The organism is Pyxidicoccus fallax (assembly GCF_012933655.1).
GTDB classification, from domain to species: Bacteria; Myxococcota; Myxococcia; order Myxococcales; family Myxococcaceae; genus Myxococcus; species Myxococcus fallax.
Window position 1 is genome coordinate 1 of sequence record NZ_JABBJJ010000335.1, and the last position, 13,711, is coordinate 13,711.

The 13,711-nt window shown below is 69.4% G+C and carries 14 protein-coding genes; all 14 read right to left on the bottom strand.

What is annotated here, in order from left to right:
* Positions 1 to 124: 124 nt before the first annotated feature.
* Positions 125 to 634 (bottom strand): RNA polymerase sigma factor, encoded by a 510-nt coding sequence (locus HG543_RS43080; protein ID WP_169350766.1) that lies wholly within the window; start codon positions 632 to 634, stop codon positions 125 to 127.
* Positions 635 to 777: 143 nt separating this feature from the next.
* Complete coding sequence (locus tag HG543_RS43085; protein ID WP_169350767.1) at positions 778 to 2,418, bottom strand: sigma 54-interacting transcriptional regulator; 1,641 nt, start codon at positions 2,416 to 2,418, stop codon at positions 778 to 780.
* A 105-nt stretch (positions 2,419 to 2,523) separates the two neighbouring features.
* The gene (gspN, locus tag HG543_RS43090; protein ID WP_169350768.1) at positions 2,524 to 3,495 is read right to left on the bottom strand and encodes a type II secretion system protein GspN; all 972 of its coding nucleotides are present in this window, start codon (positions 3,493 to 3,495) and stop codon (positions 2,524 to 2,526) included.
* A gap of 3 nt (positions 3,496 to 3,498) precedes the next feature.
* Positions 3,499 to 4,056, bottom strand: coding sequence for a type II secretion system protein M (locus HG543_RS43095; RefSeq protein ID WP_169350769.1), 558 nt, complete (start codon positions 4,054 to 4,056; stop codon positions 3,499 to 3,501).
* Between the two features lie 2 nt (positions 4,057 to 4,058).
* A complete protein-coding gene (gene pilM / locus HG543_RS43100; RefSeq protein ID WP_169350770.1) occupies positions 4,059 to 5,663 on the bottom strand; it encodes a pilus assembly protein PilM in 1,605 nt (534 codons plus the stop codon).
* A 1-nt stretch (position 5,664) separates the two neighbouring features.
* Positions 5,665 to 7,047: a type II secretion system minor pseudopilin gene (locus tag HG543_RS43105; protein ID WP_169350771.1), complete on the bottom strand. Its 1,383-nt coding sequence runs from the start codon at positions 7,045 to 7,047 to the stop codon at positions 5,665 to 5,667.
* A complete protein-coding gene (locus tag HG543_RS43110; RefSeq protein ID WP_169350772.1) occupies positions 7,047 to 7,718 on the bottom strand; it encodes a type II secretion system protein GspJ in 672 nt (223 codons plus the stop codon). The genes HG543_RS43105 and HG543_RS43110 overlap by 1 nt, the downstream gene beginning before the upstream one ends.
* Positions 7,715 to 8,632, bottom strand: coding sequence for a type IV pilus modification PilV family protein (locus tag HG543_RS43115; protein ID WP_169350773.1), 918 nt, complete (start codon positions 8,630 to 8,632; stop codon positions 7,715 to 7,717). Before HG543_RS43115 ends, HG543_RS43110 begins: the two co-directional genes overlap by 4 nt.
* On the bottom strand, positions 8,629 to 9,354 hold the full coding sequence (locus HG543_RS43120; protein ID WP_169350774.1) for a pilus assembly FimT family protein: 726 nt from the start codon (positions 9,352 to 9,354) through the stop codon (positions 8,629 to 8,631). Before HG543_RS43120 ends, HG543_RS43115 begins: the two co-directional genes overlap by 4 nt.
* A complete protein-coding gene (locus tag HG543_RS43125) occupies positions 9,351 to 9,800 on the bottom strand; it encodes a type II secretion system protein GspG (protein ID WP_169350775.1) in 450 nt (149 codons plus the stop codon). The genes HG543_RS43120 and HG543_RS43125 overlap by 4 nt, the downstream gene beginning before the upstream one ends.
* A 42-nt stretch (positions 9,801 to 9,842) precedes the next feature.
* Positions 9,843 to 10,268 carry a type II secretion system major pseudopilin GspG gene (gene gspG, locus HG543_RS43130; RefSeq protein ID WP_169350776.1) on the bottom strand — a complete coding sequence of 142 codons (426 nt, stop codon included), beginning with the start codon at positions 10,266 to 10,268 and terminating at the stop codon, positions 9,843 to 9,845.
* A 71-nt stretch (positions 10,269 to 10,339) separates the two neighbouring features.
* Entirely contained in the window at positions 10,340 to 10,492 is a 153-nt protein-coding gene (locus HG543_RS43135) for a hypothetical protein (protein ID WP_169350777.1), read from the bottom strand.
* 14 nt (positions 10,493 to 10,506) lie between these two features.
* Complete coding sequence (gene gspF / locus HG543_RS43140; protein ID WP_169350778.1) at positions 10,507 to 11,763, bottom strand: type II secretion system inner membrane protein GspF; 1,257 nt, start codon at positions 11,761 to 11,763, stop codon at positions 10,507 to 10,509.
* A 42-nt stretch (positions 11,764 to 11,805) separates the two neighbouring features.
* Positions 11,806 to 13,617 carry a type II secretion system ATPase GspE gene (gene gspE, locus HG543_RS43145; RefSeq protein WP_169350779.1) on the bottom strand — a complete coding sequence of 604 codons (1,812 nt, stop codon included), beginning with the start codon at positions 13,615 to 13,617 and terminating at the stop codon, positions 11,806 to 11,808.
* Between the last annotated feature and the right edge of the window lie 94 nt (positions 13,618 to 13,711).

Below are 13,711 nucleotides of genomic sequence, written 5' to 3' on the forward strand. Positions count from 1 at the left end.
GGGCCGGGCTTCCCCTCCGGGGGACCCACCGCTCCTTCACCCTCCTGCTTATCAGGACGGACCAACATTTCCGCCCATGCGGGAAGGGGAGCGCCCGGGGTGCGCGCTCCCACCGCACGGGGAGTCACGGCTGCTGGCCGCGCTCCTCCATGAGGGACAGCGCGCGCTGCCGGGCGCGGTGCAGGGTGCTCTTCACCGTGCCCTCGGGGATGCGCAGCAGGCGGGCAATCTCCGGGTAGCTCAGCCCGCGCACCTCGCGCAGGTACAGCACCTGCCGCTGCTGCTCGTTGATTTCCTCCAGCGCGGCACCGAAGTGGCGCTCCATCTCCGAGCCCACCGCCTGCACCTCCGGCGACAGCGGCTCCTGCGGCTCATGGCTCAGCCGCTCGCGGCGCTTGCGCGCGCGCAGCCAGTTGATGCTGCTGTTGACCATGACGCGGTGGAGCCAGGTGCTCCAGGCGGCCCGGCCTCCGAAGCCCGGCGCCCTGCGCGCGAGCCGGGCGAAGACATCCTGCACCACGTCCTCGGCGTCGTCGGTGTCCCCGACGATGCGCCGGGCGATGGCGAGCGCGCGCGGGCGGTGCTCCATGTAGAACTGGGACAGCGGGGGGAGCGAGACGAAGGCGGCGTGCATGTCGGGTGGTCTCCTGGACACCCCGGATGGGGACAGGAGATGGAACGAACCCGCCGCCAAAAAGGTCTATCGCCCCGCCGCCAAACGGAATTCTCACGCCGCGTGTCGCTCGGCCGACACGCCCACCTCCCCCGGGGGAGGTGCTACTCCTGCTCGTCCTGCTTCGTCAGGCCCCAGTCCTTCAGCCGCTTGAAGAGGGTGGAGCGGGCCACGCCCAATTCGCGCGCCACGCGCTCGCGGTTGCCGTTGCAGCGCTTCAGCGCCGCTTCGACAATCTGCCGCTCCAGCTTCTCCAGCATCTGCTCCAGCGTCATGCCCGGCGGCAGCTCCGGCACGGAGATGCCCGTGTCCCGGTTCACCTCCACGTCGAAGGACAGGTCCCCCGCGTCGATGACGGGCCCCTTGCGGAGCAGCAGCGCGCGGTGCACCACGTTGCGCAGCTCGCGGATGTTGCCCGGCCACGCGTGCTGCTGCAGCCGCTCCAGCGCCGCCGGGGTGAGGCGCACGGCCTGTCCGCGCGGCGAGTAGACGCGCACGAAGTGCTCCGCCAGCGCGCCCAAATCACTCTTGCGGCTGCGCAGGGGCGGCAGGTGCAGCGGGATGACGCACAGCCGGTAGTACAGGTCCTCGCGGAAGCGGCCCTCGCGCGCCGCCGCCAGCAAGTCCCGGTTGGTGGCCGCCACCACGCGCACGTCCACCTGGAGGGGGCGGCTGGCGCCCACGCGCTTGATTTCACCGCCCTCCAGCGCGCGGAGGAGCTTGGCCTGGAGGTCCAGCGGCAGCTCGCCAATCTCGTCCAGGAAGAGGGTGCCCCCGTCGGCCTCCTCGAAGGCGCCCTTGCGCGCGCCGGTCGCGCCGGTGAAGGAGCCCTTCTCGTGGCCGAACAGCTCGCTTTCGATGAGCTCCTTGGAGATGGCCGCGCAGTTGACGGGGATGAGGGGCCGGTTCGCCCGCTGCGAGCAGGCGTGGATGGCGCGCGCCACCAATTCCTTGCCGGTGCCGGACTCGCCCAGCACCGTCACCGCCGCGGACGAGGGCGCCACCCGCTCAATCAGCTCCGCCAGCTGCCGCACCGACGGGTCCGAGCCGATGATGCCGTGGAAGTCCGCCACCTCGCGGCGCGCCGCCGGGGCCGCGGGCTCCAGCACCAGCTCCGTCTCGCCCACGCGCAGCACGGTGGGAAGCGGCACCTCCGCTTCATAGAGGCGCACCGGGCCCAGCCACGTGCCGTTGGTGGAGCGCAGGTCCACCACGTGGAAGACGCCGTCCCGCCGCGTCACCTTCAGGTGCCGGCTGGACGCGAAGCGGTCCTTCAGCACGAGGTCACACGTGGCGTCCTTGCCCGCGGTGAAGCTGTCGCCCGTCAGCCGGTGCACGGACTCGTTGGGGCCCTGCTTCACGCGCACCTGCGCCGGCTGCCAGCGCGGGGCGCGCGCGTCCGGGGCCTGCACGGACGTGGTGTGGCCGACCTCGGTGGTGGCGTCCGCGCCGTCGCCACCGGCGCGCAGGCGGAACACCGCGCGCCACTGGCCCAGCGCCAGGTCCGCGCCGTCCTCCAGCACGCCCTGGGTGACGGACTGGCCGGCGACGAGGGTGCCCTTGCCGGACAAGTCCTCCACCCGGCAGCGCTCGCCGTCCCACAAGAGGGCCACCTGCTGGCGGCTCACCTCGGTGTCGGGAATGGCGACGTCGCTGTGCTCTCCGCGACCGAGCACCAGCCGTGAGCGGTCCACCGCCACCCGCAGCACCTCTTCGCCACGACGAAAGAACACCAGCTCCGGCATCCCAAGCCCCTCCCGACAGGTTGGCTCGCCCGCCGCTTTACACGGAGCGGTGTTCATCTTTCAACCCCACGCCCCGGGTAGGGCGGAGCGTGGGGGACACGCCGGCTAGCGGCGCGGGAGGAAGGTGGGCCGGTTGAGGAAGCCGCCGAGCCGCGCGGCGCGGAAGCTGGGGTCCTTCTTGTCCGGCGGGAGGATGGTGACGCCCGCGCCGAGCAGGCCCAGCCGCTTCTGGAACTCGGGGTCCAGCTTGATGTTCACGTCCATGCCGGGCTCGCTGTACTCCACCTTCTTGCCCAGCTTGAGCGTGCCGGTGGCGATGGCCTCCAGCTCGTCGCTCTTGAGCCGCAGGGACTGCACGGTGCCCAGGCCCTTCTCGAACTGGATGCGCCCGGTGAGCGCGCCCAGGTTGACGCGGGGCAGGTCCATGGGCACCGCCTGCCCGCCGCCCATGGGGAAGGCCACCTTGCCGCCCTTGATGAGCAGCCCCTGCGTGTCCAGCGTCAGCTCGCCGTCCGCCTGGGACAGGTCCGCCTGCCCGCCGTTCTTCGGCAGCTTCAGGGCCAGCGTGGCGTTCACCTCGCCGTCCATGTCCAGGCCGGTGAGGGCCGGCAGGTTGCCGCCGGACGGCTTGAGGCCGTCCACGTCCACGCGCACCTTGGTGTCGCCCAACAGGCCCACGGCCACGTCCACCGAGCCACCCATGGCGTTGGCGCTCACCGCCACGCCGGGCGGGAAGAGGGCGGGGCGCACCGACACGCTGTCGATGAGCACCGCCTCGCCCAGCTCCGCCGCGCCGAGCATCTTCGCCTCGCCGCTGGCCAGCGCCGCGATGGTCTCCGCGGACAGCGGCGCGGGCGGCTTGCTCAGGCGCACCTGGGTGGCGGTGACGCCGCCCAGCCCCGGACGCAGCGAGCCGATGCGCACGGCGAGGCCCTGCGCCGCCGCCTCGGTGACGATGCGCGTGCGGATGGCGTCGTACGGGAAGGTGACGAACAGGCCGAGGATGAAGGCCACCACCGCGAACGCGGCGTAGCCGAGGACGACCTTCCAGCGGGCGGGCTTGTTTTCAGGAGGCATGGCTTATTGCTTCATCCGGTAGGTGGCGACGGTGGTCCACGCCGTCAGCGTGTCCGACGAGGTCCGCGGCTCGATGCGCAGGTACTTCACCTTCACCACGCCCGGACCGCCCTCCACCGTGCGCAGGAAGTCCGTCAGCTTGCGCAGGTCCACGTCCGTGAAGGTCAGCTCCACCGAGCTCTCGATGATCTTGCCGTCCCCCACGCCCATGTCGCCCTTGGGCGACATGTTGGGCACCTGGAGGCCGGCCGCGGTGGCCTTGTCCTCGATGTAGCTGATGAGCTGCACGTTGCTGGAGGTGAGCTGCTGCTCCACCGACTGCCGCGACGCCTGCGCCTCGCGGTAGCTGGCCGCCAGCGCCTGCACCTCCTGCAGCTTCGCCAGCTTGTCCTGCGTTCGCTTGCGGTAGCCGGACGCGCTGTTGGCGAAGGACACCACCACCACGAAGAGGAGGAACGTCAAAAGCGCCCCGCCCGCGATGGACACCATCCTGCGCTCGCGGTCGCTCAGCCGCTCGAACCACGTCGTCACCGGAGCGAAGACTTCCGAAATCCTGGCCATGACTAGCTCTCCCCGCCCTGCTCACCGGGGCACTGCACCTCGACGTCGAGGCGGAAGGTCACCTTGCTGCCGTCCCGCGTCTTCTCCACCTTGCCCTGGCGCACGTCCTTGAAGCAGGAGTGGCCCTTGAGCGCGTTGGACAGCGTGTCGATCTGCTTCGACGAGTCCGTCTCACCCTGGAGGATGACGCGGTTCAGGTCGATTTGAATCCGGTCGAACTTCACCGGCACGTCCTCGGGCACCCGCTGCGTCACCTCCGCCAGCAGGTTGACGGCCGTCATGCGCGGCAGCGCGGACGCGGGGCTCTCCACGCCCTTGAGCATGCTGAGCGCGCGGTTGTAGTCCTTCTCGCACCTGCCGAGGATGCGCTGGGTGGTGTCGCACAGCACCGCGTCCACCTGCGCCTCGCGGCGCGCCAGCACCGAGTTGCGCACCACGCCGAAGGCGATGAGGAGCAAGAGGAGCGTGGCGACGAACGACGCCAAAAGCCCCATCTTGTCCTTCATGTAGTCGAAGTCGCCCTTGAAGGAGAGGTCACCCCGGCGGAGGTTGAAGCGCGGCGCCTTCGCGCCGGCCGCGTTGCCCCGCAGCGCCAGCGCGTACGCCTGGGCCGCCACCGGCTGCACCGCCGCGGGAATGGACTCGGCCGTGTCCGCCGGTAGCGCCAGCACCCGCACCGGCAGGTTGAGGTCTCGCGACAGCTGCTCGGCGAGGCCGGGCATGCGCGCGGTGCCGCCCGTCAGCACCACCGCGCCCACCTGCTGGCGCGTGCGGGCCGTGAAGGCCTTCAGGGTGGGGCGCAATTCGCGCAGCATGGGCTGCAGGCCGCGCACGAAGGCACCCGCCGCGCGCTCCGCGTCCGGGCCCTGCGCCGCGCTGGCCACCGCGCCGTGCTGCTCCTTCCAGTGGTGCGCCTCCGGCACCGTCGTCTGGAACTCGGTGGCCAGGGCCTTGCTCAAGTCCCTGCCGCCGCCCGCGAAGGTGCGCGCGAAGATGACGCCCGTGCCCGGCCGGCCGAAGGCCACCGAGGTGCGCTCGTGGCCGATGTCCACGATGGCCACCGCGCCGCCCTCGCCCTGGCCCTCGAAGAGGGCCGGGTACTGCTGGAGCAGGTTCTGGTAGGCGAGGCCCGGGTGGGTGACGATGCGCGGGTCCAGCTTCAGCTCCCCGAGCAGCGTCAAGAGGCCCTGCAGTTCCTCCTTGCGCACCACGCCCACCAGGATGTCACTGGCCTTCTCCTTGGTGTCCGTGTCCTTCAGGCCCACCACCTGGTAGTCGAAGACCGCCTGGGAGATGTCGAAGGGCAGCTGGCTGTCAATCTCGAAGGGCAGCGCCACTTCGATCTTCTTGCTCTCCGAGAACGGCAGGCTCAGGGCGTGCGTGGTGAGGGACGGGCCGGGCAGGGCGACGACGACCTGGTCCGCGTGCCCCGGCGGGAGCTGACCGATGAGCTCCTGCACCGCGGCGCGCAGCGTGTCCGTGCGGTCTCCCTCCTGGGCGCGCCGCACCTCGGCGAACCCCCGGACCATGTGTCCCTTCGTCTTCGCCTCCAGCACCACGCCCTTCACGGAGTGGCTGCCGAGGTCGAGGCCAAGAATGCGGGCCATTTTATTCCTCTCTCCAATACAGGAGGCGTCCGAGCGAGTCGTCCAGCCGGACCACGGCGGTCAGCGTCTTCTGCACGTTGCCCGCTTCTCCCACGGATTTGATGGTGAACGTCTGACTCTTGTCGCCAACGAGGCGGTTGCCCGCCACGTTGGACTTCACGGCCGGGTTGACGGGAACGCCCGCCGCCTCGACCACGGCGACGAAGTCCTGCACGGACATGCCGAAGAAGCTGAACATGCGCGCCGCGCGGATGCGGGTGATGAGCTCGTTGAGGAACACCGGGTCCGTCAGCCGCGGGTCCGGCTTGGCCGGGTCCGCCACCGACATGATGGCCAGCCCCATCATCACCGGGTCGTCCGTGTTGATGTTGGGCCGCCGGTTGATGTCCGGGTACACCGTGAGCCTGTCCCGGAACGCCGCCATGAACTGGTCGTTCACCCCGTGCACCCGGTACAGCTCGTCCAGGCTGTCGAAGCGCGCGTTCTTCGGCTCGTAGCTCGGCTCGTAGCGGCTGTAGTTCGCGCCCTCGTCGGAGAAGCCGGACGGCAGCGGGTTGACGGGGTCCGCCGGGTTGAGCTGGCCCGTGCCCGTCTCGTCGTCGTCCGCCCAGTCCTTGATGCTCTGCAGCACCTCCATCGGGTTGCTGCGCACCTTGTTGGCGTCGTCGCGCTCCCAGAGGAACTCGAAGCGCTTGTCGTTCATCATGTCCATCATCCGCAGCGCGGTGGGCAGCGCGTCACCCGCGCCCGCGATGAGGCGGTGCACGTTGAGCTTCTCCTCCTCGTCGGTGATGGTGGCCAGGAAGCAGCCCTCGAAGCCGCCGAAGGAGCGCCGGGTCATCTGCGCCGCCATCTCGCGCGCGGCCGGGTCCTCCTCCGCGTCCATCTTGAAGTTCTCGTCGTCCTCGGCCGCCTTCAGGGGCGCCGTCTCCCCGCCCTCGCCACCCTCCTCGCTGTTCACCAGCCCGCGCAGCATGTGGCAGTCCACGCGCGCCATCTTGTAGAGCTGGAGGTTGAGCGACGTCGGCTGCGGCGTCTGCTGGCCGGGGGGCTGCTGGCCGCCCAGACCCAACTGGCTCAGGAGGTTCATCGGGTTGGGGATGGGCGTCTGGTCCACCTGCTTCTGGAAGCGCAGCAGCAGCCGCGCCAGGGACATGCCCGAGCGCGCCATGTAGTACGCGCGCACCTCGTCCCGCTGGTTGGTCGCCAGCTGCAGGTCCACCCGGCTGTTGTACGCGAAGTCGGTGGCCACCACCGTGAGGATGGCGATGGACACGATGGCGATGATCATCGCCACGCCGCGCGAGCGCCGCTCCCGGCGCGTGCCCGCGAGAGCACCCTGGCGGCGCCGGCGGGGCGCCAGTCTGGAAGAGAAGGAGGGCATCAGTACCTCGGCAGCTCCGTGTTGAGCATGATGCGGGCCTGGGTGGTGTACGTCGCCTCCTTGCCCGTCTCGTCCACGGCGGTGACCGTGATTCTCACCCGCGTGGGCAGCAGGGACTTCTGGTCCTGGCGCCGCGTGTCCCACTCGGTGTCCCACTCCTTCTTCGTCGAGTTCCAGTACGCGAACTCCAGCCCCTTCACGCCCTCGAAGAGCACGTCGGTGGTGCCGCCCCGGTCCATGCGGTCGTCCACGTTGGGGTTGACGCGCCGCTTGAGGTCCAGCCGCCCCTTCGCCTCGCGGTCCGTGGACGCCTCCACGAGGTACTCCACCACCGCCTGGTCGGACTCCTTCACGTCCGTGTACAGGCGCTGGTGGGCGAACGTCGTGAGCATCAGCTTGTCCTTCTCGCCCACGAAGTTGGTGGGCCGGTCGTTCTGGTCGCGGAAGCGCTTCAGGTCATACCGGTCGCTGACGTACGCGGAGCCAATCTCGCGGGCCATGCGGTTCATGGCCACGCGCACCTGGCGGTAGCGGTCCGCGTCCGTCTCCACCGTCTCCTTCGCCGTCAGGCCCGTCTGGAAGGCCATGGCCACCACGGTGCCCATGAGGGCGGTGATGGCCACGGCCACCATGACCTCCATCAGCGTGAAGCCCCGAGCGTGGCGCCTCATTGGTTCCTCCGCTGGTTGAACGGGTTGTTGGGCACCTGGTTCAAGAGGCCGCCGCCCGGCCGGCCGCCACCCGGGTTGATGCCGCCATTGGGCGGCTGGCCGCCATTGCGCTGCTGGTTGAAGACGTCACGCCGGATGAGCGGGGCGCGCGTCGTCGGGTGCAGCTTGGTGCCGTTGGGCCCGTCGATGGGGTTGGGCACCACGAGGCCCGTGTTCGGGTCCACCCAGTCGTTCTCCTGGCCCGGGGGCTGCTGGCCCTGGCTCTGCTCGAACGCGGCGCCGCCGTTGCGGTCCGAGCCCGGCCCCAGCGACACCACGTGCGTCACCAGGTCGATGCTCTCGACCTGCGTGCCCTCCTGCCAGTAGACGGTGAGGTGCACCTCGCGCACCGTCTGCGTGATCTGTTGCACCATCTGGGTGAACATCGGCTGGGCCATGCCCATGGCCGCGCCGCCCAGGCCGCCCATGCCGGCCGGCTGGGGCCCGCCCGAGGAGGCGCCGTCCTTGCCGCCGCCCGTGCTGCCGCCGAACATGGCCGCGATGCCGCCCAGCGGGTCCCCGTCCGCGTTGTCGCCAATGGGCAGGTTGAAGATGGCGCCGATGAGCTGGTCCGGCGTCACGCCGTCCAGCTTGGGGGCGATGATGCGCGCGCGCCACTTGAACTGGGGCCAGCCCTCGTCGGAGAAGTCCCCGGACTCCTCGTCGTCATCGTTGGAGAAGCCGTCGTCGTACAGCTTCTGCTCGAGGTCCGTCATCTTCGAGCGGGCCAGCAGCGACGCCACGGTGAGCCGCTTGGTGTAGACGTGGTTGGCCACCGCGCCCGAGTTCAGGTCGAAGATGGCCATGAGCGCCAGCCCGAGGATGGCGAGCGCCACCACCACCTCCAGCAGGGTGAAGCCACGGTTGCGCCTCATCGCGGCACCTCCAGCGCCTCGGCGGTAATCTGCACCTTGCCGGTGAGCGGGGACACGTCCAGCGTCCAGGTGTTGTCTCCCTGCGAGACGTACACGTAGGCCTTCTCCGTGTAGCCCTGCGGGAAGAAGTAGAGGTACGCCACGCCGCTCTCCACCGGCTCGCGCTGCTGGCGCGTCCACACCGACACGCGCACGTCCGCGGGCAGCTCGCGCGCCGGAATCTCTTCGGACGTGTACGACGAGAAGCGGGACAGGCTCTCCACGCGCTGCTTCTCACCCTCCATCAGCTCCTGGGGCGAGGGCGAGTCCGTGCCGGACGACACCATGTAGTTGCGGCGCGTCTCGCCACCGGCGCGGCGGCTGTTCGTGCGCTCCTGCTGCTCGCGGTCGCGGTTCTCCTCGCGCAGCGCCGTGTCGCGGTCTCGCGCCGTCGTCACCGAGCCCTCGGCGCACTCGGCGTGGTAGCGGGTGGGCTCCTCGCTCTTCGGGTCCGGAATCTCGAACACCAGCCGGCACGTCTGGCCGCGCAGGGCGGCCGAGTCGTAGAGCGAGCGGATGAGGCCCGCCAGCTCGCCCGCGGAGCCCTTGGCCTTCGCGCCGGTGATGGAGCCGATGCCCATCACCGCCGCGGAGAACAGCATCGCGACGATGATGATGGCCACGGAGATTTCGATGAGCGTCAGGCCGCGCTGCGCGCGGTGATGGCGGGGCGCGCGCTTCATGGCTGCTCCCAGTTCGCGGCCAGCACGCCACCGCTGCTCAGGTCCGCGTCCGCGCCGGTGCCGCCCGGCTTGCCGTCCGCCCCATAGGAGACGACGGCGCCGGTGCTCCCATCCATCCAGTAGACGTAGGGGTGGCCCCAGGGGTCCACCGGCGGGCTCTCCAGCAGGCGGGCCTGGATGAGCGGCGTGAAGCCCTCTTCCTTCGAGGGGAAGCGGCCCATCAGCCGGTGGTGCGACTTGAAGAGCCCCTCCAGCTTGCGGATCTCCGCGCGGGCGCGGCGCTGCTCGCGGTTGAGCGTGGTGTCGTTGGTCAGCCAGACCAGCAGGAAGGCGAGGGCCGTGGCGACCAGGAAGACACCCCCCAGGACGAGCCGCCCCAGCTTCTGCGCGCGGGGTGTCCCTTCCTGGAGGGGCATCGGGGCTGTGGTGGAAGCGTGCTCGTTCATACCCAAGGCCCCATTCAACACGCCGTGTCCGCTACTTCTTCACTACTTGTTGGCGGTGGCGGCGCCGTCCGCGGAGGAGATGTCCGCGTCGTTGCCCTCGCCGCCGGCCGTGCCGTCCGCGCCGTAGGAGACGATGACGGGCTTGCCGCCCTCGTTGACGTACACGTAGTCGTTGTTCCAGGGGTCCTTGGGCATCTGCTCCAGGGCCTGCGCCTCGACGAGCGCTTGCAGGCCGGAGGCCGTGTCCGGGTACTTCCCCTTCTTGGCGTAGTAGAGCTTCATCGCGCCCTGGATGTTCTTGATGTCCAGCGCGGCGCGGTCCCGGCGGGCGGCCTCGAGCTGCGGAATCACCGCCACGCCCACGGCCGCGGCGATGAGGCCGAGGATGGTGATGACCACCATGATTTCAATCAGCGTCATACCGCGGCTGCGACGGCGCTGCTTCCTCTGGTTCTTCTGCTGGTACATGTCTCGTTCCTCTCTCGAGTGACTTTCTGGCACGCCACCCGTCGGTTTTCGTGTCTTCCTGTCAGGGAGTCTCAGGGAGCCCGGGGCCCGTCCGCCATGCCCGCCTCCGGCGGGGGCGGCTGGGGGCCGTACAGCTGGGCCCCCACCGTCAGCAGGGCCGCCGCGAGGGCAATCATCGCAGCGAGGCTGACGCGCTGAATCCAGCGGTCCATCGTGTCATTCATCGTTGCGTCGCTCCTCAGCGGATGGCCGAGTTCACCTGCAGAATCGGCATCAGGATGGAGAGCGCTACGAATGCAATCACCGCGCCCATCACCACGATGAGCATGGGCTCGAGCAGCGAGGTGAGCGCGGTGATGCGCACGTTCACCTGGTTCTCGTAGTTGTCCGCCACGCTGGTGAGCATCTCCTCCAACTGGCCGGAGCGCTCACCGATGGCGACCATGTGGTACACCAGCGGAGGGAACTCGCCGGAGCGCTTGAGGGGGTTGGCGATGCTCTCGCCCTCGCGGATGGAGTCGCGGGCCTTCTCCACCACCTCGGCGAGGACGGTGTTCGTCATCACGGCCTTGACGATGTCCATGGCGGCCAGCATCGGGACGCCGCTCTTGAGGAGCGTGGACAGCGTGCGGGCGAAGCGGGAGATGGACAAGAGGCGCACGAGGTTGCCGATGACGGGCGCCTTCAGCGTGAAGCGGTCCCACTTCGGCTTGCCCTTGGGGCTCTTCGTCCAGCGCAGGAAGAGCCAGCCGCCCAGCACCATCACCGGGACGATGAAGAACCACCAGTCCTGGAAGAAGTTGCTGGAGGCGATGAGGATGCGCGTGTTGAGCGGCAGCGTGGCCTTCATCGTCTCGAAGATCTTCGTCACCTTCGGCACCACGAAGACCATGAGGGCCACGAGGATGCCGCCACCCACCACCATCATGATGGCGGGGTAGAGCATGGTGCTGAGAATCTTCTGCTGCAGGCGGGCCTGGTTCTCCGTGAAGTCCGCCAGGCGCGTGAGCACCGCGTCCAGCGCGCCCGAGGCCTCGCCCGCGCGCACCATGTTCACGTAGATGCTGGGGAAGATTTTCGGGTGCTGGCCCATGGCGTCCGCGAGGGACGAGCCCTCGTTGACGCGCTGCTTGATGTCGGAGAGGGCGCGCTTGAAGCGCTCCTTCTCCACCTGGTCCACGAGCGCGCTGAGCGACTCGACCAGGGTGACGCCCGCGCCCAGCAGCGTGGACAGCTGCCGGGTGAAGATGGCGACGTCGTCCGTGTTGACGCGGCCGCGGCCCAGCTTGCGCAGGTCGATGTCGCGCGCCACGAGGGACGCGTTGGCGCCCTTGGCCACGGCGGCGCGGCTGCCCTCCGCCTGCGCCAGCACGTCCGTGAGGAAGATGCCGTCGGTGCGCAGCTTGGAGCGCAGCGTCTTGGGCGAATCCGCTTCCAGCAGGCCCTTGACCTGCTTGCCCGCGGCGTTGAGACCTCTGTACTCGAAGACCGGCATGGTGGCTTATGACCCCGGCCCCTCCCAGGGAGGAGCAGTCGGTTACATGTCCTCCTGGGTGATGCTCAGCACCTCGGCGATGGTCGTCTCGCCCAGGGCAATCTTGCGCGCGCCGTCGTCCAGGAGCGTCGTCATGCCCTTGCTCGTGGCGGACTTCTTGATGGTGGCCGCGTCCACGTTCTTCAGGACGAGCTGGCGCACGTCGTCGTCCACCGGGAGGAACTCGTAGATGCCCGTACGGCCGCGGTAGCCGTTGCGGTTGCAGGACGGGCAGCCGGCCGCCTTGTAGATGCGGTCGGTGCCGTAGCGCTCCTTGAAGGAGGCGACGGTGTGGCTCAGCTCCTTCAGCTCCGCGTCCGTGGGCTTGTAGGGCACGCGGCAGTCCGGGCACACCCGGCGCACGAGGCGCTGGGCGAGGATGCCGGTGAGCGACGAGGCCACGAGGAAGGGCTCCACGCCCATGTCCACCAGACGCGTCACCGCGCCGGCCGCGTCGTTGGTGTGCACCGTGGACAGCACGAGGTGGCCCGTGAGCGACGCCTGGATGGCGATTTCCGCCGTCTCCTTGTCACGGATTTCGCCGACCATGATGACGTCCGGGTCCTGGCGGAGGAAGGAGCGCAGTCCCTGGGCGAAGGTGAGGCCAATCTTCGGGTTGATGGCCATCTGGCCAATGCCCTTGAGCTGGTACTCGACCGGGTCCTCGACGGTGAGGATGTTGAGGTCCGGGGTGTTGATCTTCGACAGGGCGCCGTACAGCGTCGTCGTCTTGCCGGAGCCCGTGGGGCCGGTGACGAGGATGATGCCGTGCGAGCGCTTGATGACGGCCTCCATCGACTCGAGCGTCTTCTGGCTCATGCCGATTTCGGCCAGGTCCAGCAGCGTCGCCGTCTTGTCGAGCAGACGCATGACGATGCGCTCGCCGTAGGACGTGGGGATGGTGGACAGACGGATGTCGATGTCGCGGCCGGCCAGCTTGATGCGGATGCGGCCGTCCTGCGGCAGGCGCTTCTCGGCGATGTTGAGCTGCCCCATGACCTTCACGCGGGAGACAATCGCGTTCTGGTAGCGCTTGGGCGGCTTGATGATTTCCTGCAGCACGCCGTCCACGCGGAAGCGCACGAGCAGCTCGCGCTCCATGGGCTCGATGTGGATGTCGCTCGCGCGCTCCTTGGCGGCGCGGAAGAGGATGGAGTTCACCAGCCGGATGACCGGTGCCTCGTCGTTGACGTCCAGGAGGTCCGCCGGCTCGTCCAGCTCGTGGGCGATGGCGTCCAGGTCCTGCGTCTCCATCTCGTCCACGAGCTGCTCGGCCTCGTTGACGGAGCGGTCATAGACGCTGTTGATGGCGTCGATGATGGTGGAGCCCAGCGCGATGCGCGGGCTGATGCTCTGGCCCAGGAGCAGCCGCACGTGGTCCAGCGCGGACGTGTCCAGCGGGTCCGCCACGGCCACCGCCACCGCGTCCCCCTCCATGGACAGGGGGAGGATCTGCGACTGCTTGGCGAAGTTGATGGGGATGCGCTTGACCAGCTCCGCGTCCACCTCCTCGGTGAAGATGCGGGCCAGGTAGGGCAGGTCGAGCTGGTGGCCGAGCGCCTTGGCCACGTCCTCCTCGGTGACCGCCTTGAGCCCCACCAGCGCCTCACCCAGGCGCTGGCCCTTCTCCGTCTGCACGGAGAGCGCTTCTTGAATCTTCGCCTCGGTGAGCGAGGGGACGAGCGCGCGCAGGATTTCCCCCAGGGGCCGTCCGCAGAGGAAGGCCTGGCCGTGGGTGACGACCTGGGTGGCGTCGTTGCGCGGCGTGGCCGCGGGCGCGGCGGCGGTGAGGGTGGGGTCGGCGGTCACGTTCATGGGCTCTGGTCCCCCGTGTCGGGCTGGATGCGCAGGCTCTCGGTGGACGTGTCCTCGGGAGCCGGGGAGCTCTCGGGGGCGGGCGTCGCGGGGG